The 24,022-nt window shown below is 49.9% G+C and carries 23 protein-coding genes and 2 pseudogenes; 12 read left to right on the top strand and 13 right to left on the bottom strand.

Annotated elements, in window-relative coordinates; all coding sequences use genetic code 11:
* Nucleotides 1-254 precede the first annotated feature (254 nt).
* The 5 genes and pseudogenes from B3B59_RS10610 to B3B59_RS20430 all read left to right on the top strand — a co-directional run.
* On the top strand, nucleotides 255-2,351 hold the full coding sequence (locus B3B59_RS10610; protein WP_286808951.1) for a GTPase: 2,097 nt from the start codon (nucleotides 255-257) through the stop codon (nucleotides 2,349-2,351).
* 9 nt (nucleotides 2,352-2,360) lie between these two features.
* Nucleotides 2,361-4,070: a GTPase domain-containing protein gene (locus B3B59_RS10605; RefSeq protein ID WP_286808950.1), complete on the top strand. Its 1,710-nt coding sequence runs from the start codon at nucleotides 2,361-2,363 to the stop codon at nucleotides 4,068-4,070.
* 222 nt (nucleotides 4,071-4,292) lie between these two features.
* Nucleotides 4,293-5,126, top strand: coding sequence for a hypothetical protein (locus tag B3B59_RS10600; RefSeq protein WP_142900985.1), 834 nt, complete (start codon nucleotides 4,293-4,295; stop codon nucleotides 5,124-5,126).
* Nucleotides 5,127-5,587: 461 nt separating this feature from the next.
* On the top strand, nucleotides 5,588-7,150 hold the full coding sequence (locus B3B59_RS10595; RefSeq protein WP_286808949.1) for a hypothetical protein: 1,563 nt from the start codon (nucleotides 5,588-5,590) through the stop codon (nucleotides 7,148-7,150).
* A gap of 154 nt (nucleotides 7,151-7,304) precedes the next feature.
* Nucleotides 7,305-7,575, top strand: a pseudogene (locus tag B3B59_RS20430) (conjugative transfer ATPase); the annotation flags it as partial.
* A gap of 210 nt (nucleotides 7,576-7,785) precedes the next feature.
* Here B3B59_RS20430 and B3B59_RS10590 read toward each other — a convergent pair.
* The 6 genes and pseudogenes from B3B59_RS10590 to B3B59_RS10565 all read right to left on the bottom strand — a co-directional run bounded on the left by B3B59_RS10590 (nucleotide 7,786) and on the right by B3B59_RS10565 (nucleotide 11,259).
* Nucleotides 7,786-8,070, bottom strand: a complete 285-nt coding sequence (locus B3B59_RS10590; protein WP_286808948.1) for a hypothetical protein — start codon at nucleotides 8,068-8,070, stop codon at nucleotides 7,786-7,788.
* Between the two features lie 417 nt (nucleotides 8,071-8,487).
* The gene (locus B3B59_RS10585) at nucleotides 8,488-8,817 is read right to left on the bottom strand and encodes a hypothetical protein (RefSeq protein WP_286809515.1); all 330 of its coding nucleotides are present in this window, start codon (nucleotides 8,815-8,817) and stop codon (nucleotides 8,488-8,490) included.
* A pseudogene (locus B3B59_RS10580) lies at nucleotides 8,814-9,008 on the bottom strand (hypothetical protein); the annotation flags it as partial. The gene B3B59_RS10585 and the pseudogene B3B59_RS10580, both read right to left, overlap by 4 nt.
* A 504-nt stretch (nucleotides 9,009-9,512) precedes the next feature.
* Nucleotides 9,513-9,839 carry a YebG family protein gene (locus tag B3B59_RS10575; RefSeq protein WP_040075693.1) on the bottom strand — a complete coding sequence of 109 codons (327 nt, stop codon included), beginning with the start codon at nucleotides 9,837-9,839 and terminating at the stop codon, nucleotides 9,513-9,515.
* Between the two features lie 103 nt (nucleotides 9,840-9,942).
* Entirely contained in the window at nucleotides 9,943-10,302 is a 360-nt protein-coding gene (locus B3B59_RS10570; RefSeq protein WP_286808947.1) for a nuclear transport factor 2 family protein, read from the bottom strand.
* Nucleotides 10,303-10,365: 63 nt separating this feature from the next.
* Entirely contained in the window at nucleotides 10,366-11,259 is an 894-nt protein-coding gene (locus B3B59_RS10565) for a siderophore-interacting protein (protein ID WP_286808946.1), read from the bottom strand.
* 156 nt (nucleotides 11,260-11,415) lie between these two features.
* Between B3B59_RS10565 and B3B59_RS10560 the strand changes: the two genes are divergently transcribed.
* Nucleotides 11,416-11,787 carry a cupin domain-containing protein gene (locus B3B59_RS10560; RefSeq protein ID WP_040075696.1) on the top strand — a complete coding sequence of 124 codons (372 nt, stop codon included), beginning with the start codon at nucleotides 11,416-11,418 and terminating at the stop codon, nucleotides 11,785-11,787.
* A gap of 32 nt (nucleotides 11,788-11,819) precedes the next feature.
* Here the strand turns inward: B3B59_RS10560 and ampC are convergent, their stop codons facing one another.
* The 5 genes from ampC to B3B59_RS10535 all read right to left on the bottom strand — a co-directional run bounded on the left by ampC (nucleotide 11,820) and on the right by B3B59_RS10535 (nucleotide 18,273).
* Nucleotides 11,820-12,962, bottom strand: a complete 1,143-nt coding sequence (ampC, locus tag B3B59_RS10555; protein ID WP_286808945.1) for a class C beta-lactamase — start codon at nucleotides 12,960-12,962, stop codon at nucleotides 11,820-11,822.
* Nucleotides 12,963-13,200: 238 nt separating this feature from the next.
* The gene (locus B3B59_RS10550; RefSeq protein ID WP_286808943.1) at nucleotides 13,201-14,532 is read right to left on the bottom strand and encodes a type II toxin-antitoxin system HipA family toxin; all 1,332 of its coding nucleotides are present in this window, start codon (nucleotides 14,530-14,532) and stop codon (nucleotides 13,201-13,203) included.
* On the bottom strand, nucleotides 14,532-14,801 hold the full coding sequence (gene hipB, locus B3B59_RS10545; protein ID WP_286808942.1) for a type II toxin-antitoxin system antitoxin HipB: 270 nt from the start codon (nucleotides 14,799-14,801) through the stop codon (nucleotides 14,532-14,534). Before hipB ends, B3B59_RS10550 begins: the two co-directional genes overlap by 1 nt.
* A 129-nt stretch (nucleotides 14,802-14,930) precedes the next feature.
* Nucleotides 14,931-17,120, bottom strand: coding sequence for a TonB-dependent siderophore receptor (locus B3B59_RS10540; RefSeq protein WP_286808941.1), 2,190 nt, complete (start codon nucleotides 17,118-17,120; stop codon nucleotides 14,931-14,933).
* Between the two features lie 265 nt (nucleotides 17,121-17,385).
* Entirely contained in the window at nucleotides 17,386-18,273 is an 888-nt protein-coding gene (locus B3B59_RS10535) for a LysR family transcriptional regulator (RefSeq protein ID WP_286808940.1), read from the bottom strand.
* A gap of 120 nt (nucleotides 18,274-18,393) precedes the next feature.
* On the opposite strand from B3B59_RS10535, the gene B3B59_RS10530 reads away from it, so the two are divergent.
* Nucleotides 18,394-19,491 carry an NADH:flavin oxidoreductase gene (locus B3B59_RS10530; protein WP_286781986.1) on the top strand — a complete coding sequence of 366 codons (1,098 nt, stop codon included), beginning with the start codon at nucleotides 18,394-18,396 and terminating at the stop codon, nucleotides 19,489-19,491.
* Between the two features lie 33 nt (nucleotides 19,492-19,524).
* Here B3B59_RS10530 and B3B59_RS10525 read toward each other — a convergent pair whose 3' ends face one another.
* Complete coding sequence (locus B3B59_RS10525) at nucleotides 19,525-19,863, bottom strand: hypothetical protein (protein ID WP_286808939.1); 339 nt, start codon at nucleotides 19,861-19,863, stop codon at nucleotides 19,525-19,527.
* 163 nt (nucleotides 19,864-20,026) lie between these two features.
* Here B3B59_RS10525 and B3B59_RS10520 point away from each other — a divergent pair, with 163 nt between their 5' ends.
* From B3B59_RS10520 to B3B59_RS10510, 3 genes are all read left to right on the top strand, one after another.
* Nucleotides 20,027-21,175 carry a PD-(D/E)XK nuclease family protein gene (locus B3B59_RS10520; protein WP_286808938.1) on the top strand — a complete coding sequence of 383 codons (1,149 nt, stop codon included), beginning with the start codon at nucleotides 20,027-20,029 and terminating at the stop codon, nucleotides 21,173-21,175.
* Nucleotides 21,176-21,363: 188 nt separating this feature from the next.
* Nucleotides 21,364-21,630 (top strand): DUF1778 domain-containing protein, encoded by a 267-nt coding sequence (locus tag B3B59_RS10515; protein WP_046885640.1) that lies wholly within the window; start codon nucleotides 21,364-21,366, stop codon nucleotides 21,628-21,630.
* A complete protein-coding gene (locus tag B3B59_RS10510; protein ID WP_286808937.1) occupies nucleotides 21,618-22,109 on the top strand; it encodes a GNAT family N-acetyltransferase in 492 nt (163 codons plus the stop codon). The genes B3B59_RS10515 and B3B59_RS10510 overlap by 13 nt, the downstream gene beginning before the upstream one ends.
* A 66-nt stretch (nucleotides 22,110-22,175) precedes the next feature.
* Here the strand turns inward: B3B59_RS10510 and B3B59_RS10505 are convergent, their stop codons facing one another.
* Entirely contained in the window at nucleotides 22,176-22,931 is a 756-nt protein-coding gene (locus B3B59_RS10505) for a DeoR/GlpR family DNA-binding transcription regulator (RefSeq protein ID WP_286808936.1), read from the bottom strand.
* Between the two features lie 87 nt (nucleotides 22,932-23,018).
* Here B3B59_RS10505 and B3B59_RS10500 point away from each other — a divergent pair, with 87 nt between their 5' ends.
* Together B3B59_RS10500 and B3B59_RS10495 are read left to right on the top strand one after the other, a co-directional pair.
* Nucleotides 23,019-23,603 (top strand): GDP-mannose pyrophosphatase, encoded by a 585-nt coding sequence (locus B3B59_RS10500; RefSeq protein ID WP_040075708.1) that lies wholly within the window; start codon nucleotides 23,019-23,021, stop codon nucleotides 23,601-23,603.
* A gap of 7 nt (nucleotides 23,604-23,610) precedes the next feature.
* Complete coding sequence (locus tag B3B59_RS10495) at nucleotides 23,611-23,973, top strand: DUF4406 domain-containing protein (RefSeq protein WP_212476130.1); 363 nt, start codon at nucleotides 23,611-23,613, stop codon at nucleotides 23,971-23,973.
* The last annotated feature ends 49 nt before the right edge of the window (nucleotides 23,974-24,022 follow it).

Below are 24,022 nucleotides of genomic sequence, written 5' to 3'. Positions count from 1 at the left end.
AATTAATCACCCTGGCGCTTCAGGTGTCAACGTTAAGGAATAAGTAAATAAAATTAGTATCATGTAATACGGAAAGCCATATGTTTAATAAAACATCCGCTATTTCTAATGAATATTATTAATATAAAATGAGCTTATCTTCTCTCAACTGGTATCATCAATAATTTTGATTATCCTATTGAAATTTTGAATAAAATTAAATTATTGGTCAGTGGGAGTTAAATCCGAAACCGAGGGATAAAACGGAGTTAGCAATGACGGATCAAAATAACTACCTGGCGTCGCTCGAGACCTGTAGACGGATCGCCAAAGAAGAGTACACGACTGTTCAGCGCCACTTCGAACAATGCGATGCCATTATCGATGGGTTGAGTAAAGAATTGCAACGCGTGATTGAACATGGTAGCCGAACGCTTTCCAAAGATAAGATGGTTGTTGATGGTCTTACCGACATGCTGCATAACCTTGAGAGGGATTATGGAAAGCTACTCTCGAAACGAAACGCCAATCTTGCAAAGCAGCTAAGAAGTCTTGATTGCTTTAACGTCATGCTTTTTGGTCGCACAATGGCGGGTAAAAGTACGGTTCGCGAGGCGATTACCCGAGGAGATGGTCGGACCATTGGTAAAGGAGCACAAAGAACAACACGCGACGTTCAAGAGTACGAATGGAACAACTTAAGGATAGTCGACACTCCTGGCTTCGGAGCCTATAACGGCCTGGAGGACACGCAGGTTGCCCACGAGATCCTTGAACAGTCAGACGTCGTGCTGTTCATGCTGAATAGCGACAGTATTCAGGAATCAACTTTTGTTGAGCTCGAACATGTTCATAAGCTCAACAAACCCTTGATCTTCGTGTTGAACATGAAAAAAGATCTGGAGAATGAGGGAAATCGGCGACGGGCGCTGAATAATCCGGAAAAATATATTTTCAAAGAAGAAGATATTCAAGGGCATACTGAGCGCTTAAAAAAACTCGCTGGCCGTGTAGGCATTAATCCCGGCGCGGTTCGAATCATCCCCATTCATGCCCAAGCTGCCTTCCTGGCAACGACTATCACGGGTGAAGAAGGTACTCAATTGCATGAGCTGAGCCGAATCGATCACATTCTTAATGCGCTCATTGAAGAAGTCGAAGGCAATGGCCCGATCCGTAGAGTCCAGACGTTTCTAGATTCAAGCCTTCACCATATTGAGGAGCAGAGTTTACTGATTCTAAGACAAAGGGATCAACTTTCCATGCTTTTGCCACAGTATGAAAGCGGCCTCACACGTATTTCCCAATGGAAGATGAAGACGCTTCGCGATGCACCACGGTTCCTCTCAAGGGAGGTCGATCTGGCTTTTAAACCTCTCATTGACTCTGTGGCTGATTTTGTTGATGACAATATTGAGAGTGACAATGCGGCAGGCGCCTGGGATCGTCATTATAAAAGTTTAAATATTGTTAAAAATATTGAGAAATCGGTGCAGGATTTGGCTGAGCAGGTGATGGAGGAACTTCAGGATTTCAATCGTGAAATGAATGAGGGACTTGATATTACTCTGTCTTTTGAAGTTATCCACAATGGGAAGAACTTCAGCGAGTTCGACTTCAGGCGAATAAATGGCTGGGGTTCGGCGATAGCCGGGGCTATAAGTGCTATTGCATTCTTTAATGCCTGGAATCCTGTCGGTTGGGTGGCGGCTGGTATTGGTTTAGTATTCACCATATTCTCGTTATTCTCAGATAGTCGTGCTAAAAAACTTAAAGAGGCTAAGTCTAAACAGCGTCAGGTTTTGCTTGATGATATCGAGGGAAGTAAGAAAAAAATAAAGGCTAATCTAGTCGATTGGTTCGAAATGAATATCCATCGGGCCTGCATTATCCCGGCGGAAAACAACCTGTCTCTTCTTTGTCAAGCACTGAGTAAGTTTATAAGTGAAATGGATGTTGCCGACAGTCAACTCTGTACCTTGAAGCACGAGATTAACTTTAGGCTACTGAACAGAGTGGCTCATATCATCACTAAGCAACATTTTGTCCTGCCGAGGCCGATCAAGGTGGTGCGCATTCCTGGCTATGCATGTTATTTTCTTATTTCAGATTATTTCCGAAACACTGACCTTCTTATAGCTATGAGTAAATCCATGAGAGAAAAGATACTTGCAGTGTATAACACAAGCCTAGATAAAAAAATATCACATCTTTATAAAGGGCTCGTAGATAGGGTCGAACTGACCGGAGATAATAATGTTTCCGTATTCGTTCAGAAAAAAAATATAAGTAAAATTATTGGGAAAGACCACCGCCGCATAAAAATGGTGGCTGCGCTTTGTTCCTGTGAAATAGACCTCATCACTGTTTAAGGAAGAGTCATGACCGAAATTGGTTACAACACGCTCAAAGAAAAGGTGGAAAGCCTTTACCAACGTTCTCATGAGTTATGGTGCGCCGGTAACGTCAATGCATCGGAAGCAAATTTTGATATTAATTTAGCGCCGTTAAATCTTGTTTTTGCCGGACAGTATAGTGCTGGCAAGTCCTCTCTCATTAAAATGCTGACGGGTATCGAGAATATCAAAACTGGGTCCGGTGTTACTACAGATGCGGTTACTCAATATCAGCATAAGTCGTTAAACATCTGGGATACGCCTGGGATACTTGCGGGTGAATGCGAACAACATGATGCCAAAGCGCTTGAGGCGATATCGAAAGCAGATCTTCTGGTCTATGTCATTACCAATGAACTGTTTGATGATGTCGTTGGCGCGGCCTTCCGGGACCTGTGCTTTAAGCAAGGACGCGCCGGGGAGATAATGATCGTCATCAATAAGTTTGAAAGCGACTCGGCCGATAAAGAGACTAAGATTTCGGGTATCACGCAGGTGCTTGAGCCCAAAATTCCTGAGGACTTTCCCATCGTTTTTACTGACGCGCAGTCATTCTTCGACGCGTTGGATGAGGACGATGAGCAAGAGCGTCAAGAGCTGTTGGAGCTTTCCAACGCGGAAGGGCTCACCAAAGCCATTGATAGTTTTGTGGCGCAACGTGGTCTGTACGCCAGGCTGACAACGCCTCTCCAGCAGCTTCAAGTCAGGCTGGAATCAAAAATAGATGAGCTGACTATTTCTGACCCGCTGCAAAAAGGCTTGGTGAGCTTACTCACTCAAAACAAGCGCGTATTTATGGCTAACAGGCGTGATCTGATTAAAAAAGTCGGAGTGAATCTGGACACGCTGAATAGTCAGATCGTTGAGCAAGGCAACCAACTGGCCGATGCTTTAGGTGGAGAACAGGAAGCATTCGAAAAGATGCAGGACAGCGCGATTTACAAATGTGAGCGACTAATTAATTCGACTTTGGAAGCGCTGCGGGACACTGTAGACGAGTGTCTGTCAGATCTGGAGGCTGAGTTAGTCGAATTGGCGAATACCCCTGCCAGCGCGAAGATCAATGAAGCACTATTGACTGCAAAAAATTTCAACCCCGAAGCCGAACAAGGGAAAGTCGGCAGCGTCTCAAACGACGATCCCTTCAAGCTTAATAGTGCAATTAATCAGGGTATGGTGAAGTCTGCAGAGAAAGGGTTTTCCTTCCTGGCAAAAAGCGCTATAGGTGATGCCTCTAAAACGGGGCTGAAATCCATTTCTGGTAGCAGCCTGCACAGTGCTATTAAAGAAATTGGGGGCTTCTTTGGCTACAAGTTCAAAGCTTGGGAGGCGGTAAAAATAGCGGAAAAAATAGGGAAGGGCGCAAAATTTCTGGGTCCCGCCATGGCGATTTTTGGGGTGGGTATGCAGATTTATGATGACTATCAACAGTCTGAGCATGCAAAAAAGATTGTTCAAATTAAGCGGGACATTCGCAAAAACTTTAAAGAATACAGCGAAACCGTGCGTGAGAGTATGGATACTCAGCTCAAGAAGGTGCTTGAAATGGGCTTTGATCTGCCTATCACGAATATCGATGAGGCTCTGCATGAAATACGCTCACAGGTTGAAGGTAAATCCGATAGCGCTAATGCGCTGCGGGCACAACTGGATGAAATCAAAAATTTACGCGAAGAGATTCATGGTGCCTTTTAATATTTCAAGACATAATTATTTTGTATCTAGTGTTCTGCGCTAAATAGGTGTTCCAAAACTATACACTCTTGCCAGCCTGTTTTTACCAATTAAAAGATGGGCTGGCCTTTGTTGATTCTTAATTAGGATAATGTTTGGATTGTTGTCAACTTTAGAAGTTAATTTAGTAGGATGCTAAGATTAATCATTAAAGACCAATAGATAAACTTAATAAGGAAAGATATGACATTAGTCGCAGCTTGGGTTAGACATAATAATAATACCAAAGAACTGTATGTTTCTAGTGACTCACGCCTTAGTGGTGGTAGAGCGTGGGACATTGGTCCAAAAGTCTTAGACTTAGGCCGAGGAGATTCAGTTATAGCTTTTGCTGGAGATACAAACAATGCGTACCCTCTGATGTTGCAACTACAATCTGCAGTTCAAATGCATCCCAAAATGAGATCAAGAGCTTTCGATTTAACCATTCTTCGTGGGTATTTATTGTCTTTATTCAATGAGATGTGGAAGCAAATCACAGATCTTCCACGTGGGCAAAAATTACCCGATCCTGCCGAAGTGAAGTTCATATTAGCTGGGTATTCATGGAAAACTCAATCCTTCAAAATTTGGACTGTATATTTTGATAATAGAGAAAATGCATTCAAGTTTCGAAGTGCATCTACTCACAGAAAAAAAGGTGGTGGAAATAAATACTTTGCATTTATAGGAGATGATGCCAATCTGGCTAATGAAAGAGTTTATGCTCTTTTAAGAGAAAGGAACAGAATTGAAGATATCGGTATACATATGGAGCCATTTGAAGTTTTAAAAGAATTCATCTTTGATCGACAAAAACCATACATCGGGGGGGCACCTCAAATATTCAAAGTTTATAATCACTTAAATACGAAAGCCTTTAATGTTTACTGGCCTAACAAAGAGTCTAAAGAAATCACTTTTGGTGGTAGGGTATTGATGCATTTCGAAAGAAATGAATTGTTGGCTTTTGACCCAGATACTTTCGAAACTGAAAAAACAAATTGGCCTACTACCACGATAAACATTATTGAGTGAGTAATAGACTGGTCGATTGGGTAGATACGGGTTATCCCTGAATTGCTGTTGAACATGATGTGACGTCCATAATATTGTCCCTGATTTGAATAACCATTTGGCAGAGTAGATTTTTCCGACGCCGGTTATTGATCCCTACGCACGTAACTTAGTGGACTGATCGAAGAAACCCATTTTCTCTCGGGGCTGGCACTGAACTGGTATGTAAACGTGAAATTAGGCGCGGGAAAAAGTTCCATGATGATTTCCAGATAGTACCAACGATATCCTATCCGGGTGTACGTAATATTTCTGTACCACAACCTGTCTGACTTCGGCATAACGAACTGACACTTGAGCAAATTCGGCAGGCACGTATGTTTCTGACGGGTATGGTGGAGTGTTGTTTGATTCCGGGGAACATGAATGGCCTGCTAAACAGCTAAAACAATTTATTTGCACGATAACTGTATGGAGCGAGTATGCCTAACCTCACCGAATTGTTTCTTGATAGCGATAAACACTATATTTATATACTTCCCATAGTCGGACTAACCATCCCGGAGAGGTACAGTTTTGGTGATGTTTCTATACATCCAGCAAATACATTAGAATTCAATGATTTATTTAAAAATACATTTGATATATTCGAGGAAAGATCCAAAAAGAAGCGTGATTATTTATCCGCCATTCTATCCAGTACAACAATTGTTGTCCGTGATGACGCGTATGCCGAATTAATTTATAACGAAGGGTCTAACGCTGAAATATTGCGTAAAGCTATTAAAAAAGCCAGGCCTGTAGTGGATTTCATTCGTCTGAATTACGGTTCTATACTTGATAAAAGACTCATGACAGGAAGAGTAGGTCAACTTGAGAGTGGGAACACCGTAGCGCTAGTCACCAATCGGTTCGGTGGGTTTCCCAGAATTGCTTCAGCGGATATTTACGGTAATGTATTGCATGTTGTTCATGGGATTGAGCTTTTGTCTACTTCTGTTTTTGATCGATTTCCGATCTATAAACTAGATATTAATGAAACAGGGAATATAGCATTGCATGCGATGCATTTATATTCTGCTGCGCTGGAAGGTTCTGGTTCGACGGAAAAGTTTGTTGAATTCATGCGCATTTTTGAATTTATTGCTTTTCCAGATAGTTATGAAAAATTTCAAAAAGTTAGAGCGAAAATAACTCAGCACTTAGCCCGCAATAGTTACGATGAATCTAGACTGGAAACGGAGTTTCGTTCTTATACTGGAGGGACAGCAAACGATGGATTACGAACTAAAATCATACATATGGGTGTGCAATTAGATGATTTGCTCAATGTAGGGGATATTGACTCCTTATTGAGCAGATTGCAACTTTATACCACGTGCTGTATTAATGATTTGTTGCGATTTTATAATATGCCTTGGCAAGCTGTAGAGACGTTTAGGGACAATAACATGCAGGTGGCCAGAGCCAATAAAAATAATGCCCCCCTCTATTTGCCACCTCGTTCAGTCGTTTTTATTGACTTCGATTTTTTGGTAAAGGAATTCGAGGATACCTACCGTTTTTATGAGAATCTGTACCCAGATAAAACGTTGAGAAAACCTGGAATTGAGGAATTCATTTTGTCTTGCTATGCCAATTTACGTATTGATAATCCGGAAACATTACACGAGTTTATTATTTACACAGCAAATAATATTGCGAGGGTGACACCAGATGCCGAGCTGATTTTTGACATAGACACAAGACGTTTTATGGGAACAATAAAGGTGTTCACCAACACGCAAGATATGCATGATGAAATAAATGCTGATGCACAGCAAATCTTTACGTATACCAGTGAAAGTGGACCAGCAAAAATCCAGATTGGTTTTGTGATGAACGACGACGTACCTGATCAGCAACTTTCAGAGCTTATTATGTCAGGAAGACGTACAGTTAACTTCATAAAAAATCATGATCATAGCCACAAATTGCTGCCCAATTTCGTTTCGGTTTCGCAAGTCTTAGGAATACTAATTGGGGTGCCAGCAAGAGAATTATGAGGAACATGGCATTGTGTGGCCATCATTACCAGAACGCTTAAAGAAAAAAACTGGATGGGGTATGAAGAAAAAACACCTACTTCTTTTTTCGCTGATTTTTAGTGCACCGAAACATGTTTCTGAAGCCACTGTAGGGCAGTCTTTGTTAGAATAGCTGGAACAGCTGGATCGATTTAAAACCCTAACGGATGCCCAGCACCAGCCACTGCTCTCTGCCGGGCAAATATACCGAAGGCGTTGTCGTGGCGAGCAATATAGAAGCGCTATTCTGCATGGTGCCACCCAGCTTATTTCTTGCGTTGGGAATGACGAAAAAACACAAAAAGGCAGAACGCGCGCAGATGATGAGCGAGCGGGGGATAAGCGAGCTGGATGCGGCCATTCTGGTGGTGCGGGGGATCGATAATCTTAAAGGTCTGGCATAAAACCGTCTAAAAAGTGGTGTTATCATCCTGCCTATCAAACCCGTTCCGCGAAGGCACACGAGGAAATGACCAAACCAGCAGCTTGTTGCAACCGATCCGAGCCAGCCGCAACTGGATTCATTAGCAGCAGGCGTCGGATGGCGCTGGCAGAGTCTGCACCATCTTTCACCTGGACCATTCCGGGGTTTTCGGAGTTATGAAGATTTTGATCTAACCGCAAATGATGCGTATCCGCTCATCCGACACAAAAGAGGGTTCCTCTCTTTGTGGCCGGTAGAGTGTCGGCGGTGCAGGGAAGTCCTGTAACTGAACGATGAGCTGTTCGAACAGGCCAGGAAGATCCCGGGTATAAAACGCATGCTGTCCGTCGGCATCACCTCCGGTGGCGGCGAGCTGGACCAGACCGGCCAGCTTCCAGATCAGGGATTCTGGCGACAATAACGAAAAATTCAGTTGCTCTGCTTGCGCGATGCACCACGCGGCCGCATCAGCCACGGTGTCCCAGGCAGGGGGAAGTGCGGGATAGCGCTCAGCGGTTGACTGGGGCCAGATAAAACGGACATGTAGTTATCTTTACGACAGGCGAGTGGACAAAAAGAATAAAAGAGGGAGAGTCCCGTGGTCAGAGTTTGTAAAGTTGAAATCCAGAACTTCCGATCACTCAAAAAGCATCCAGGCGAAAAGCATGCTGACAAAAAATGATATTACACATAAAGTGACTGAACTTTTTGAAGGTAACGAAAGTGTAGCATTACACTGATGTAATGAACCAAGCAGGGCATTACAGTGGAAGACGCTCTCTCAGATAACAAACTCAAAAGAGGGAGCCATAAATATATGTTTATCAATACAACCAGCATTCTGCCGACAACCGGGAAGCTGTCGGCTAAATCTTCCATGTCAGAAATATGACTACTTATGTAGTTCCCGAATCATATGGTTGGCCAACAGGCTTTCCACCGGTATAACCGAATTGATTTTTACCGCTTTGACAATTTCTATCAACGAAAGGGTATTTTGCGCTAATTGGTCTCGCAATTCATTTACTTCAGCCTGCAACTGCTGGTTTCTGGCCAGCAAAGCCTGACGGGTTTTGCGATTGACGTATTGCTGTTTTTCTTTTGGGCGTAGATTCAATGGGCTAAGTTGCTGATCAACATAGGCAGCAATTAGGCGTTTACGCTCTAGGCTGCTCAGCGTACTTAAACCACCGTTAACGATACCTTTTGCCTTGAGCCTAATTCATCCCGATCGTCAAAAGTATGCAGGTTGGTTTTGATGGTATTGTCCAAAGTCATGTGTTCCGTGACCGCCAGTTGGCCGGTCCGTTTGACGATTTCCAGTGGCGTAGCAATGGAGGACGAAGAGGGCGCGGCAGTTAGTGCTGTCGATATTGGCTGCAAGGGCACCAACGAGGCGGATTTTCGCCGTTCTTATCATGGATATGAAGAGAATGTACTCTGTACCTAATGCAAGAAATGAGAGGGAGATCAGAAATCCTAACGTATTGATTTATCAGTCAGTGGGAGTGTCTTATGAACTTATTTACCACAGTAGGTGATTTAACATAATATACATTATGCGCACCAAAGGATTATAAGCTCAATTCTACGGTATTTGTGTGGCTGATTGCTGTGGCCGGCTTCGGCACACACATCTCATCTTTGACTCAGCTGCGTTGGTCTTTAGCACGAGTCTGTGTGGATGTTTCGATAACCGCCTCTTAGCGACGTTTTCCTTCTCATCACCGGCATTATCTTTTTGACGTATCCAGCCGACGTTCAAACCGTTTCGCCAACACTCTACTCTCTCAGTCACTCAGTCACTCAGTCACTCAGTCACTCAGTCACTCAGTACTCAGCGCCACACAGACATAAAAAAGCCGCAAGCGGTTTCCCACTTACGGCGCCGTTATTAGCGATGAGATACTCTGGCGATCAGGCTGCTTTCACTGCCCTGATTTTCTTACTGCCGGCCACATCAGACTCTGCGGTCTCATCTGGCGTTGCGCTTGCGGCATCATTTGATTCAGGGAGCTTACTGGTACGCAGAATATGCTGCACGGCCTCTTTCTGCTCGGCGAGATACAGACCCAGATTTTCAGCCTGTGTTTCATCCATCTGCATATCGCTTTGCAGCAGCCAGTCGGTGAACGCATCTGCCATATCAAGCAGTTTGTCGTAAGCGTCCGCCTCTTTCTTACTGGCAAATGTCATTTTCTCTTCACCTTTTCTTACGACTACAAATTTTGTTTCAACAGCCATTTCACGCCTCCTACTGTATTTATATACAGTATAACAGTTCCGGAATGGTGTTGCAGCCGGAATGTTGTTTATTTGTACTCCCCAGGCCAACCCCGCTGGCGCGCTATGCGCCATCAGCTTCTGGTGTCCCCTGGTGAAACCTTAGCTGCCATTGCCCATCATCACCGCATATCCAGCACGATGTACGAAGAGCGCGTCTGCTGCCATCGGGGCTGAAGGTTCGGTAATGCAATAGAGCGACATTCTCTTTTAAGGAGATCAGCTGGAAATCGCTACTTTGAATCAGCGTGGTGGCGTCTTCATGCGTCAGCGCTTCAATGGTTTCCGTGCGGCTAACCCATACACCAGAACGTGTAATCTCCCTGAACTCATGATGAAGGATCTTTTCCAGCCATTCGCCATCCTTTCGCCGGACGTTATGAAGTGAACATTCAAGCTCTATTAATTGTTCAAGAAGTGTCACTGCGGCCTACCTCGCAGACGGATTAATTCCTGGGCCTATTCAACCACATAAGAGGCCGCACCGCTACGCACGGCGGCCACGCGCCCAGTAAGCCAAAAAGCTGATCGTCTCTTTCGACACGTTGCGTTCACCAATAAGGTAACGTCGCAGATGTTTAACCGTCGTGGATTCTGCTGCTACCCAACCGTGGAAGCGGTTATCACTCTCGGCGCGATCCCACAGTAACTCGCCCTCTTCTTCTTCTTGCACTTCCTGGCAGCGGGTCAGCGCATAGTCAGGCAACATCACATGCTGTTTTACCGCCTGGAGTAGCGCCTCGCCGTAGCTGGCTCCGGTCAGTTCACGCGCTAACCAGTGCACTTCTGCAAAAGGCCAGGCGCTGAGATCGCTACAATCGCCCTGCTTCGGCACTTCAATAAATAGCTGAATCTGAGGCGGCGTATCGCGATGGGCCAACTGCTCCAGAATACCCTTCACTGCGGGCAACGCCGTTTCGTCCGCAATAATCAGTCCCCGTTCGGCCTCTGGATGGGGATTCCACTCATACCCACCGCTATCTTCTGGATAATCACGGTTTGGCGCCACCATCTGCAGCGCATCGCCCGGCTGTGCGCCCATCGCCCAGGCAGATGCCGGGCCATCAGTCCCGTGCATGACAAACTCGACCTCCGCTTCCCCGGCCTCAACATCGACGCGACGCAGCGTATAAGTGCGCAGTACAGGACGACGATCTTCAGGCAGTGCCTTCGTCTGTTCCCACCAGGAACCGTCGGACGTTAACGCCGCCGGGGTGCCATTCAGCGACGGGAAAAGTAGCTTAATACGCTGATCCGGCGCATCGATTTTCATATGACGCACCTCGTCACCCCTAAACACGCAGCGCAGCATCGAGGGGGAAAGCCTCTCTTTTCGCGCCAGCACAACGTTGAATAAGCGATAACTTTGAACAGCCGACATAACACCGCCTTACAGCCATAACGAACAGTTAGAGAGACCGATAGTAGCAAACGGAAATGATAATGAGAATGCTTATTACCGCCCCGAAACGGGTGAGGAAATTCAGGATCGAAAGACTATCCTTTAGGGAGGCATGACAAAAAAAGGCGTTCCTCTATGACGGATAAAGCTCAGAAGCTCGATGCTGGCGCATGGTTATCCCTGCCAGATCTTAAAAACGGCAATTTCGACGGTACGGTGTTTGGTACCCAGGTTTCTGTCCTGCGCTATACCCAGGAAGCGTATGGCGCAGGGCCATCACTGCACGTCCACACCTACCCGGAAATCTTCGTCATCCTTAGCGGAACAGCGCTGTTTAAAATCGGCGAAGAGGTTATTGAAGCGCAAAGCGGCGACGTACTCTTCGGCCCGGCCAACGTGCCGCATAAGTTCAAGAATACCGGTTCCGGCCCCCTTGAGACTCTGGATATTCATCTAAGTGAAAAGTGGACTCAGGAAGACTTGCCGGATGACGATCCCGACTGGTAGGTCTGTTGGCCTGCCGAAGCAGGCCCTGCGGCTTACTGTAAGGCGTCAAGAATGCGGTACGCGGCCCGAATACGCACAGGATTCGGGTAGTTTTTATTGGCCAGCATCACGATACCGATCTCCTTTTCCGGGATAAAGGCGATATAGCTACCAAATCCGCCGGTAGCCCCGGTTTTGTGCACCCAGGAGGCGCTCACGGGCGGTGTCGGCGGCGTGATTTTCTCTACGCTCTGCGGCGACAGCGCGTAGGTATTGGCGCTGCCCTCCTCCAGCGTGCATTCGCTGACCGGCCAGTCAAGCATCTCCCAGCCCAACCCCTGATACATTGCGCCTGCTTGCCAGTAGCGTGACTGGGCTAGCGTCATGCCTTGTTTAAGCGACTGCACTTTTATTTCAGCGGGCTGCATATTGGCCTGTAGCCATGCCGCCATATCGACAATGGTGGTTTTCACGCCGTAAGCCTCGGCATCCAGCATGCCCGGCGACACATGAACAGGTTTTCCGTCGCGATAGCCCCAGGCATAGTGCTGTTTTTCGCTCGGTGGAACCTGAAGCCAGGTATGATTTAACTGCAGAGGTTTAAGTACCCGGTCACCCAGCGCCTTCTCAAAACTTAAACGTGACGGTGTCACGGCAAGTGCACCGAAAAGGCCAATACTGCTGTTAGCATAGAGGCGTTTCGTACCCGGAGCCCACTGCGGTTGCCATTGCTGGTAAAAGCCTGCAAGCGATGTCCGATCGGTGACGTCGTCCGGCACCTGCAGGGGTAAGCCCCCTGCGGTATAGGTGGCCAGATGCAGCAGCGTGATCCCTTCCCACTGTTTGCCCGACAGTGCGGACCAATACCGGCTGGCGGGATCGTCCAGGGCTACCTCTCCCCGCGCCACTGCCTCGCCGCCCAGCACGCCGGTAAAGGTTTTGCTTACCGAACCCAGTTCAAACAGGGTTTGCCGATCGACCTCTTTGTTACCCGCGACATCGGCCAGCCCCCAGGTGAAATAGTAAGGTTTTCCCTGATAAATCACCGCAACGGCCATACCCGGTATCGCCTCTTCTTTCATCAGCGCGGTGATGACCGGCGTGACCACGTCGGCAATATTTGTGGCGCTGGTAGTAGCTGCCAGAGAGGAGCCAGACAGTAAAACCAACAGAGAACAGAGGGCGATTTTCTTCATTGCGGTTATCTTCTTCAGGGGCGATCGCTTCATCATCGCGTTAAGTAAAATGACTTCTGAATAAACAGAAATAGCACGGCAGAGAGAGATTTTTCATTTTCTGCCCCGCGAACTATAACTCTAAAATCAGGTACTTTCGTGCCACCAGCCCGGTAATGCTTCATACCTGAACAGATCTCTGCGGGTGAAGAGAATCTGAGGTTAACCTGCAGGCTTATCCCCGCTAAGGGATAATTCATTATTTATCCCCTGTAAGGGATAATCCATTTACCAGACGTTGATGCAGTCGCAGCACCCCGGCGGTAATGGTTTTAGCTACCCTGCTGGAGAAACCAGCCGGAAGCGCATCGTTCACACGACGCAGCGCATCAGGAACTTGTTGGGCGAAGGTTTGCATGATCCTCTCCATCTCGCTTTGTGCAAACCCCACTTCTTTTGCCAGCGCAAAAAAATGACGCGGATAAATACGATCGATAGCGTTCTTTCGCCCTCTGGAAGCCTTGAGCCCCATCGCCAGCTTCAGGTCGCTGATGTGCAGACCCGCCCCGCCGAGCAGCGGATAAGCTGAAAGTATGTCGTAAAACGGGGTTAGACGGTAACTGCCGCCAGGCTGGATGAACACCGAGAAGTTTTTGGCGTGCCCGTCCGTCGCGGCCAGAAGCCACTGAAAGAGCTGAAACTGCATAAAGTGATAGCGATCCTGCAGGGCTTCACTCGATCCCAGCAAAAACGACATAATCGGCAAAATACCGGGCCCGCCGTCGGATTCATACTTCACCGAAGAGGGTAAACCAAAGGCCTGACACATATCCTCCTGCGGCAATCGCAGCAACATAGTGCGATCGGCGTTCCAGCGGCGGTCAAAACGTTCCACCGCCAGCGCCCGAATCTGCCCGGCGGTAATAATGGTGGCGTCAGGAACCGACAGACCCAGCGCCCTGGCAAAGGCCAGACAGAAATATTCGTTATCCACGCTATCGCGAAGATCCAGGGTGGCATTGGGCTGTCTGATCTCCCCGATGGGCAGCTTAATAATATGGTTGGTGGGGGTTATCCCCTTCGGAATGCACCACGCGTCGTTAATCTGTAACAGCGCCGTCTTTTCCTGGGCGCCCGCCACCGAAATACGAAAATCGTTCTCGTCTTTAATCATGCCAAGCGGAATATCGGCCTGATAAGCAGAGAGCACCTTTTCGAGCCGGGGTTCATCCAGCGTCTCCCAGCGCATGATCGGGGCAGAGATGATCGCATCCGGGGGCAGCAGGGTCACGGCACCGACGCTGTCGCGGCCCACTTCCGCCAGCAGATCGAAGGGCTGTTTTGAGCGCGCCTGATAACGTTTAACAATGCGATCCCGCACCACAGCGCTATCCGGCAACAGGTTGTCAAAGAAATTGAAGACCGCATCAGAGTTGAGCGTGCCGGTCTGCAAGGGAAGCGACAGCGAGATGGGCCTGGCGTGGCGGTTATAGAGCCACTCACGATCATATTTAAAGGTATGCGCGCCGTTAGGAAGCTTGGTTAGTTCACCAACTCGCTCATTGTTCATCCACGTCACGAGCTTAGGCATTACCACTCTACATCCTGATGCTGAATAGAGGTGCTATCCTCGACCGTTTCACCCTTCTCATATAGCACCATCGTTAACTCCAGGGCCTGTAATAGCTTGAAGAAAGTGGTCAGGGTGATGTTGTCGGGGTTGTTTTCGAAATTCGACACCGTGGCTTGCTTGATACCAATCTTTCGGGCCAGTTCACTCTGGGTCCAGTTATTCTTCTGACGCGTTAATTTCAGGTAATTTGCCAGCTGCACGGGGCTGTAGATCATGGGTGGTTTCATATCACTCTCAGGGTGGCGGTGAATATCCCCTACAAGGGATACAGACAGGTTTATCCCTTATCGGGGATAAAGTCAAGCCACTGCTGGCCCGGAGGGGCCAGCGGAAGGTGAAAGCACATAGATGACGAGTTAAAACAGAACGGAGTAGTTCAGGCCGAAGGTTCTGCCACGCCCTTTATAGGTATAGAGGCCGGCATCGCCGTAGGTCGGGCTATAGAGGCCCGGCGCGCGCAGCCCCCACGTGGTGGTGTAATCTTTATCAAGCAGGTTTTCGACGCTGAAGCTCAGCTTACCCAGCGGAAGTTCGTAGCTGCCCAGTAAGTCGACCGTGTTATAGCCGTCGATCTTTTTACCGGCTTCGTCCGACACGTCAAACGTCTGTGTGCTCTGCACACGCAGGCTTAAGGGACCCGGCGCCCATGTAAGCCACGCGCTCACTTTCGACGGGCTGGCGCTATCGACGGTCAGCTTCTGCCACTGCCCATCCACCTGCGTTTCTGATTTGATGGCGTTGAAATTGGTACCGGTACTCCATGCGCTGTCCGGGAAGAAGTAGTCAACCTGCCCTTCAATGCCATAGATCCGGCGCTTGTCGTCCTCAATATTAATGGTCATATCCGTTTTATTAATATTGATCGTTTTGTCAGAGAGCGAGTAATAGGCCGCAATCTGCGTACGCAGGTTATCGCCGTTATAACGCCATCCCAGTTCGTAGGCGTTGACTTTAATACCATCGAGTCTGGAGTCGTTGACGTTCACGCTATCGATCAGACGATAGTGACCGTCCACCAGCTGATAACGGCCAGAGCCGTAGTACTTCGCCAGATCGGGAATTTCGAACCCCTGAGAGAAGTTGAACCACACCTGTTGGCGTTCCGTCACACGCCCCAGAATACCGGCGTTAAACAGCAGGTTGTTATAGCTGGTCTCTCCTCCAGGTACGGCATCGGCAGAGAGGGCATCCCCCCGGGCAATGGCCTGCTGTTGGTTATACCCCACAAAGTCATCGACTTTATTTTTTGTGTACTGATAGCGCACGCCGCCGCTGAGCGTAATGGCACGAATGTCGTAGCTGGATTGCAGGAACGGCGCCAGGTTGGTAATGCTGTAGCTCGGATAACGCCCCACCCGGTACGCATTCTGCAGATCCATCCCCCCACTCTGCGCGGCCTTCGTCAGGTCGAAGAACTGCTGATTAGCATCAAAAGTCTCATGGTCTGCGTCCACCCCATACGTCAGGGTCAGGTCGTCGACGGGTTGACTGTTGAGCGTCAGTTTGCCGCCCCAGTAATCAGTATTCTGCTGAGAGGCGCCAATGCTCCCCACGCTGCCGCCCGCAAGCGTCGGGAAAGGATAAAAGGTCAGTTTTTCGTCACGGTAGTAGATCTGCGCAACCAGATCCTGGCCCAGAAAATCGGTATTGGAGTACTGGAGGTTGATCAAATGCCGCTCGGTGCCTGGCAGACGATCGGCGTCGAGGTTGCCCGAGTTATAAGCTTTACCTTGCCCGGTAACGGCAGAGAAGTTCTCACCAAGATAGAGACCGTGTTTACCGTCCGACTCACTTTTGAAGTACTGGGTCGTGAGCTGAATCTGCTGATGGTCGTCAATATCCAGCGTACCGGTGCCCATCACGTCAAGACGATCTGAATACTGCAGCCCCGTCTGGGTATTATCAATAATAACTTCGTCACCGTGGCCATCGTACCAGCCACCATAGCGCTGATACGCCACAGAGAGTCGACCGGAAGCGCGGTCTGTGCCACCGCTTACCGCGGCCGCCACGTTTTCATCATGATCGTTATGGCTGTTAAATCCGCTTTTTATCCCCGTCTGCAATTCAACTTCTTTCTCCGACTGCCCTTTTTTCGTGACAATGTTAATCAGGCCGCCGGTACTTCCGCCGCCGTACAGCGCTGTGGCCCCCGAGATAACCTCAATACGTGAGACATTAAATGGATCGATCGCGTCAAGCTGTCGGCTGTCACTGCGCGAAGAGTTAAGCCGAACCCCGTCAACCATCACCATCATGGAACGACCGCGCATATTCATGCCGTAATTCGTTCGTCCCTGGCTACTGACATCCATACCGGGAATTAACTGGGCAAGAACCTCTTTCAGCTCTTTCCCGCCCTGTACCTGCTGCTCAATCTCAGACTGTTCAATTACCCAGGTGGTTTGTGCCATTTCCGCCACGCTACGGTGCGAACGGCTGGCCGAGACAACGAGCTCGTCCTCTTCGGCGGCTGCCGCCCAGGCTGGGGTGGATAAAAGTGCAAGCAGGCAAGGATTAAGAGCCCATAAAAAGTGACGCTGCATGGGTGTAACGTTTCCTGTAGGTGGAGGTTAAACGTAACGCAGGCCGTACAATGAAGCTTTATCGTGCAAAAACAGGGGGTAAGAATCGTATTCAGCCTGCGGGCTTTGTTCGAAACGATTCTCGTTATGATATTTATTTTTGTTACTTAAACAATGCGGAATGTAATAATTCATTAACAGGAAGGCAGTAAGTCTTTCTTTAACGGCTTGATTATTTGGAACAACATCCACTCCCTATCTTTTTTTGCCCATTCATTAAACAGGGTTAATCTCTGGCTGGAGAGGTTAATGACGATTTAAGGGTATCGATAAAGGTGGTCACTCGCAGCGGAAGGAAACGTGTGGTGGGCAGTACCGCCCAGATGGAGAGCGACTGCGGACGCACATCCGCCAGAACGATCTCGACCAGCGTGCCGTCGTTGAGCTCCTTTAATACATCCCAGCGGGTCAACTGTACCAACCCCAACCCCTGCACGCAGAGTTCGCGCACCCCTTCTACGTTATCGGAGCTGAAACGCCCTTCTACGGCGGCGCTGATGATCTCGCCATCACGCTCAAATACCCATTGCGGCACGCTGGTCAGACGTAAGCAGTTATGTTCCGCCAGGTCGGCCAGGGTTTGGGGATGACCGAAGGCGTGCAGATACGCCGGCGAGGCGCAGACAATGCGGGGGTTATCACAAATCTTACGTGCAATCAGGTTCGAGTCTTTCAGCGGAGCAATTCGGATCGCCACATCAATACCCCTGCCGACAATATCCACCACGTCTTCGCCGAGCTGCAGATCAATATTGAGCTTCGGATTCGCCGCAAGTAACCCGGGCACCAGCGGCAATATATTACGCCGACCAAAGCCGGTGGGCGCCGTGATCCGTAACAGTCCGGAAGCCCCCTGCGTGGTGGGTGAAAAGAGCGCTTTCGCCCCCGTTTCGGCATCCACCAGCGCCCGGGCATAGGGCAAAAACTCCATCCCTTCCTGGGTTAACGACACCGAGCGGGTTGTGCGTTGCAGCAGCCGGGTGCCCAGCTCCTGTTCCAGAGAGGCCAGCCTGCGTGAGACGGCCATCGGCGTGACATCCAACCGCTTCGCAGCCTGCGTCAGGCTACGGGTTTCGGTGATCGCCAGAAACAGCGAGACATCCTGAAGATTCATAACAACTCCAACATGGCGATTATAACGATAAATGATATACAGCCTTATCATTTTGCCCGGTTTATAGCGTATTCGTCAGTGATTATAGTGCGTAAAAGAGTTAAAACTGACAGGACTTTTATGAACAGCTCCCCCCTTCTTATCCCTGGCCGCATTGGGCATGTCGCGCTAAAAAACCGCCTGGTGGTGGCCCCCATGACACGCGTCACCGCAACCGTCGATGGGCATGCCACGGAAAGGATGAAGTCGTACTATCAGGATTTTGCGCGCGGCGGCTTCGGGCTGGTGATCTCCGAGGGGATCTATATCGATCGGGCATGGTCACAAACCTATGCCTTCCAGGCGGGGCTAACCAGCCCGCAGCAGGCGGCCGCCTGGCGTAGCGTCACCGACGCCGTGCACCGTCAGCAGGGTAAAATCTTCGCGCAGATCCAGCATGCGGGCGCCCTCTCACAGGGAAACCACTATCTGAGCGGTACCGTGGCCCCGTCGGCTATTCGCCCGGTCGGTCAACAGATGGCCTTCTACCGGGGGGAAGGTGAATACCCTGTTCCACGCGCACTCAATGAAGCCGAAATCGGCGCGATTATCGACAGCTTCTCAGATGCCGCCAGCTACGCCGTGAACGTTGCCGGATTTGATGGCGTGGAGATCCACGGCGCTAACGGGTATCTTCTCGATCAGTTCTTCACCGACTATACCAATACGCGTAACGACCGCTGGGGTGGCGATATCGCCGGACGGTTGCGTCTGAGCCTGGACGTGATCGCGTCGGTACGTGCTCGTGTAGGCGCAGATGTGGTTGTCGGCATACGTCTCTCTCAGGGCAAGGTTAACGACTTTTTCCATAAATGGGCTAATGGTGAAGAGGATGCGCGCACCGTATTTACGTTGCTGGCGCACTCGGGCATTGATTACCTGCATCTCACCGAGCACGAGGCCTGGCAGCCGGCCTTCCCGGACAACCCGCTCTCGCTGGTGGAACTGGCGCGTAAATACGCCCCACAGTTGACGCTAATGGCGAACGGCAGTTTGCATGATAAGGCGCGAGCGGAAGAAGTCATGGGAATGGGGGCTGATTTTATCTCCCTGGGCCGGGGTGCCCTGGCCAATCATGACTGGCCAAACCGTATTGCCGCGGGGACGACTCCGCGTGATTTTGATAACGCGATTCTTTCACCCATTGCGGATATTAAAGAGAGCGAGCTGGTGGTCTGATAACACCCCGCGCAGCCCGGATTCTGTCCGGGCTCAGATCTTCAGTTCGGGTACCAGCGCATCTTTGCGCTTCATGCACGCAGTCCAGGCATTGCCCGGCGTCCCGTTATCCAGCACCGGTGATGAACGGGAATCCACCGTACGCGGCGGCAATCCATCCCCCATATCATAATCCACGGTCGTTGCTATGCTGTCGGCCGTTTGCCCCTCGGTGGAGAGCTCCATCGTGTGTGCTTTCACCTCTTCCGAGCAGACGCGGGCCGCCTCTTTGATTTGCTGATACTTCTGCTCCTGCGGGGTCAGTGGGCTGCTGGAGCAGCCACCCAACAGCAGGCAAGCGAGCGACACAATACGTATTGTTTTGATCATCATGCACTCCAGTAACCCCAGTCATTACTCTCTGAATAATAGGCCATGGCGTGCCGATACGCCTGAAAGGCCCAAAACCCACCAAACTTCAGGGTTAATTCGCGCATTGCCTGGCGCCTGTGTCCGGTAGGATCACCGGACTGTAAGCCATAGAAAAGACTGGAAAATGAGTGACCTGAGCACCGATTTTTTGCAGCAGCTGGATTCTCTGCCGCCAGAGGCCGTTCCGGAAGTGAATTTCTTTACCGCAGGCGGTTCGGGATATCTGGAGAATCCCACCTCGGATCTGCTGGCATTGTTTATGGGGGAAAACGCGGGGGTACCGCCCTGGTTGTTAAACGCATTGCTACATTGCCTGAACATCGGCAACGAGGGCGACGCGCTGGATACCACGTCCCTTGAGGTCAGCCGGGAGGTCATAACAGAAGACGGCAAGTTTCTCGATCTGCTGATCTATCATCAGGATTTTATTATCGGCATTGAGCATAAAACCTTTTCCGCCATTAATAACCCTTTTGCAAGCTACCAGCAGTTGCTTGAAAGCTGTGTGGACAATGGGCAGCCAATCTATACCTGCATTGTGAAGCCAGACGCTAACCGCTGTCCGCCACAGGCAGGCTGGCCATTTATCAACTACTCCACGCTGGTAGACGCGGCCCGAAACCGTCTGGGACACGACCAGGCGCGCCTCCCTTTCAGCAAGTGGCATGTTTTCTACACCGAATTTTTAAACCATCTTTATGCGCTAAGTGGAAAGGAACCTGAGCAGATCATGAATAACGACAAGCAGACCTTCGTGACGGAAAACTTTCAGCAGTTACTGAAAGCCAACGCGTTATTAGCGGAGTTTGAGGCGGCGATGATTGAAACCGCTAAGCTGACGATGGCAGAGATCTTCCCCGATAAGAATTGTCGCCACCGGGTGAATAACTGGGAGGGCGATTACAAGGCGATTCATCTCTATCCGGAAGGCTGGGGAAATGAAACCAGCTGGGTGACGCTGGTCTACTATCCGGCGGAAAGTGGCCAGACCATGAAGTTCTACGTCAACGGAATAGTGAACGTGGCGGATTGTCCGGAGCTGGTCACCCTGCATCAGGCGATTGAGGAAAACAAACATTCGGCGCTGTTCCTGCCCGCCGCCAACAAAGACGATGCAGAGATCCTGTTGTCGCGCAGCGGCAAAGAGTTAACGATCTCCTTCGGCACGCCGAACGGTACGCTGGAGGAAGGCCGACAGCTATTGAAAGAGATGGCGCTGTTTATTGAGGGCGCGCTAAAAGAGAATGCGTTTGTCGTTGAACTGCCGCGCTAACCTTTTCCAGTAGAGTCAACGCAAAGCAGAAGTGACACCTTTTTGCCATTCAAAAGGTCATGCGTTAAATCGGGTTGCTGACAGAGTTAATTGCAGTGTCCAGGGTGAGCTTCGCGTAACGCCTGTATAGCGTTTGCTATACATCAGTGCTAAGCTGTGTATATCATTTGCTATACAAAGGAGGAAGTATGAAATCTGATGTTCAGCTTAATATCCGGGCAAAAGAAGCGCAGCGAGCCCTGATTGATGCTGCCGCTGAGATTCTCCATAAATCACGCACCGATTTTATCCTGGAGATGGCCTGCCAGGCAGCTGAGAACGTCATCCTTGACCGCCGGATGTTTAATCTTAACGATGAACAATATGCCGAATTTATCGATATGCTGGATGCCCCGGTGACAGCTAATCCGGCGATGGATAAACTCCTGGCGAGAAAACCGCAGTGGGAAAAGTAACGGCTCCAGTACCATTGAATTCGTCACATATTCTCGCTGAATTTCACTGTGGTGAAGCGGCACTGGACGAATGGATTAAGCACCGGGGGTTAAAAAATCAATCCATGGGAGCCGCAAGGACATTTGTGGTATGCCGGGGCAACGCGTCTCAGGTGGTTGGGTTCTATTCTCTCGCGACCGGTAGCGTCACCCATGCTGTTGCACCGGGAAGCCTGCGCAGGAATATGCCCGATCCGGTCCCCGTCATCATTCTGGCCCGGCTTGCCGTTGATGCGAGTTTTCACAGCAAAGGACTCGGCGCTGATTTACTTCATGACGCCGTCTTACGCTGCTGCCGGGTGGCTGAGAACATTGGCGTACGGGCCATTATGGTTCATGCTATTTCCGACCGCGCCAGGCAGTTTTACATCCATCACGGATTCATCCCTTCGCAAACGCAGGAGAGAACCTTATTCCTGCGATTGCCGATCATGACTTGAGTAATAAGGCTGTGAGCCTGGCTGACATTCGCCGGCCCCGCTTTTTTTGCTCTTCTCCGCGACTGATTAAGCACCTACAACGGTTATCCCTTTTGCGCGTATCGCCTTCACCCACGCGGCGTCGGTATCCGGCTCGACCACCAGGGTGTTGACCAGGGAGAGTGGACCGATCTGAAACGGCGAGGCGCTGTTAATCTTCTCTGGCGACGCCATCAACACCGTTTCGGCTGCTCTACCGGAAAATGCACGTTTGATACACGCTTCTTCGTAATCACCGGTTGTCAGTCCCGCCTCGGGGTGGATACCGGTAACCCCCATAAAGAAGAGATCCGCCTGAATACGTTCGATACCCTCGACGGTGGCCGCGCCGACGGTGACAATCGAATGCTTGAACAGCCGACCGCCAATCAGGATCACCTCAATCAGCGGATGTTCAACCAGCGCCAGTGCAATGCCAGGGCTGTGCGTCACCACGGTGATAGCCAGATCGTCCGGCAGACAGCGCACCAGTTCACCGGTGGTCGTCCCGCCATCAATGATCACCACCTGCCCGGCTGAAATCAGCGATGCCCCCTGCTGCGCCACCCGCTTTTTCGCATCGGTGCGCAACGTTTTTCGTTCAGCAAAATTGGCCACCGCGCCCGAAGCCGGCAACGCGCCGCCATGAACGCGTTGTAAGCGCCCTTCTGCCGCCAGTTCGCGCAGATCCCGGCGGATGGTGTCCTCAGAGACCGCGAATTCAAGACTTAACGCGCCCGATAATACCTGCCCTTCGGCGTTGAGTTTCTCAAGGATGCGTTGTTTACGTTGACTGGTGAGCATCGGGTTATTCCTGAAGTTGCACGTTTTAACTTGATCTTGCACGAATGTGCTGCTTATGATGGTCAGACTACCGAGGGAGAGTAAAACATGCAATCAAAACGTGCAGAAGTACGTATTATCGATACCACAATCCTGTCTGATGACTGGTATAGCCTGAAAAAGTACACCTTCGAACTGCAGCGTCATGACGGGGAGTGGCAACGGCAAAATCGCGAAGCTTACGATCGCGGTAACGGTGCCACCATCCTCCTTTATAACCGTGAAAAACGCACCCTAATCCTGACCCGACAGTTCCGCTTTCCTGTTTTTCTCAACGGGCATGACGGCTATCTCATCGAAACCGCCGCCGGTCTGCTGGACAACATGGACCCCGAAAGCCGCATCAAAGCCGAAGCCGAAGAAGAGACCGGCTATCGGGTCGCACGCCCACAAAAAGTGTTCGAAGCCTTTATGAGCCCGGGCTCGGTGACCGAAAAACTCTATTTCTATATTGCCGAATATCAGCCTCAGGATCGCACCGGCGACGGTGGGGGCATTAAAGACGAAGGCGAAGATATCGAGGTTCTGGAAATGCCGTTTGAGGCGGCGCTACGCGCCATTGATGACGGCCTGATTGTCGATGGCAAAACCATCATGCTGATTTACCATCTCGCCCTGAAGGGCATTTTGTGAGGAAATGATGTCTAAAAAATTGATTTTGATTGCCGGCCCCTATCGTAGCGGCACCGATGGCGACCCTGTCCGTATTGAGGCTAACCTGGCGAAACTGGAAGCCGCGGCGCTGGCGGTATGGGAGCGTGGGCACATACCGCTGATCGGCGAGTGGCTGGCGCTGCCGCTGGCAAAAGCCGCCGGTTCGCAGCAGCTGGGAGATGAGATAAGCGAAGCGATGCTCTATCCGGTGGCGCACCGGTTAATTACCCGCTGTGATGCCCTCTATCGTATCGCCGGCGCATCGCGAGGGGCGGATCTGGATATTGAGGTCGCCCGGGAGCACGGTCTGACCGTTTATACCGAGCTTGACGCGATCCCGCAGGCATAATAAGGCGGACAGAACAGGAGTTCTGTCCGGATCATCTACACTTGCTGTG

This window comes from Leclercia sp. UBA2479 (assembly GCF_002341985.1).
In the GTDB taxonomy this organism is placed as follows: Bacteria; Pseudomonadota; Gammaproteobacteria; order Enterobacterales; family Enterobacteriaceae; genus Enterobacter; species Enterobacter pneumoniae.
Note: the sequence above shows the minus strand (reverse complement) of the source record. Positions and strands in the feature narration are given on the sequence as shown.

What these genes read in the sequence shown, in the direction of transcription:
- B3B59_RS10610 (WP_286808951.1), top strand. Translation starts at nt 255, where the DNA reads ATGACGGATCAAAATAACTACCTGGCGTCGCTCGAGACCTGTAGACGG.
- B3B59_RS10605 (WP_286808950.1), top strand. Translation starts at nt 2,361, where the DNA reads ATGACCGAAATTGGTTACAACACGCTCAAAGAAAAGGTGGAAAGCCTT.
- B3B59_RS10600 (WP_142900985.1), top strand. Translation starts at nt 4,293, where the DNA reads ATGACATTAGTCGCAGCTTGGGTTAGACATAATAATAATACCAAAGAA.
- B3B59_RS10595 (WP_286808949.1), top strand. Translation starts at nt 5,588, where the DNA reads ATGCCTAACCTCACCGAATTGTTTCTTGATAGCGATAAACACTATATT.
- B3B59_RS10575 (WP_040075693.1), bottom strand. Translation starts at nt 9,839, where the DNA reads ATGGCTGTTGAAACAAAATTTGTAGTCGTAAGAAAAGGTGAAGAGAAA.
- B3B59_RS10565 (WP_286808946.1), bottom strand. Translation starts at nt 11,259, where the DNA reads ATGTCGGCTGTTCAAAGTTATCGCTTATTCAACGTTGTGCTGGCGCGA.
- B3B59_RS10560 (WP_040075696.1), top strand. Translation starts at nt 11,416, where the DNA reads ATGACGGATAAAGCTCAGAAGCTCGATGCTGGCGCATGGTTATCCCTG.
- ampC (WP_286808945.1), bottom strand. Translation starts at nt 12,962, where the DNA reads ATGAAGAAAATCGCCCTCTGTTCTCTGTTGGTTTTACTGTCTGGCTCC.
- B3B59_RS10550 (WP_286808943.1), bottom strand. Translation starts at nt 14,532, where the DNA reads ATGCCTAAGCTCGTGACGTGGATGAACAATGAGCGAGTTGGTGAACTA.
- hipB (WP_286808942.1), bottom strand. Translation starts at nt 14,801, where the DNA reads ATGAAACCACCCATGATCTACAGCCCCGTGCAGCTGGCAAATTACCTG.
- B3B59_RS10540 (WP_286808941.1), bottom strand. Translation starts at nt 17,120, where the DNA reads ATGCAGCGTCACTTTTTATGGGCTCTTAATCCTTGCCTGCTTGCACTT.
- B3B59_RS10535 (WP_286808940.1), bottom strand. Translation starts at nt 18,273, where the DNA reads ATGAATCTTCAGGATGTCTCGCTGTTTCTGGCGATCACCGAAACCCGT.
- B3B59_RS10530 (WP_286781986.1), top strand. Translation starts at nt 18,394, where the DNA reads ATGAACAGCTCCCCCCTTCTTATCCCTGGCCGCATTGGGCATGTCGCG.
- B3B59_RS10525 (WP_286808939.1), bottom strand. Translation starts at nt 19,863, where the DNA reads ATGATGATCAAAACAATACGTATTGTGTCGCTCGCTTGCCTGCTGTTG.
- B3B59_RS10520 (WP_286808938.1), top strand. Translation starts at nt 20,027, where the DNA reads ATGAGTGACCTGAGCACCGATTTTTTGCAGCAGCTGGATTCTCTGCCG.
- B3B59_RS10515 (WP_046885640.1), top strand. Translation starts at nt 21,364, where the DNA reads ATGAAATCTGATGTTCAGCTTAATATCCGGGCAAAAGAAGCGCAGCGA.
- B3B59_RS10505 (WP_286808936.1), bottom strand. Translation starts at nt 22,931, where the DNA reads ATGCTCACCAGTCAACGTAAACAACGCATCCTTGAGAAACTCAACGCC.
- B3B59_RS10500 (WP_040075708.1), top strand. Translation starts at nt 23,019, where the DNA reads ATGCAATCAAAACGTGCAGAAGTACGTATTATCGATACCACAATCCTG.
- B3B59_RS10495 (WP_212476130.1), top strand. Translation starts at nt 23,611, where the DNA reads ATGTCTAAAAAATTGATTTTGATTGCCGGCCCCTATCGTAGCGGCACC.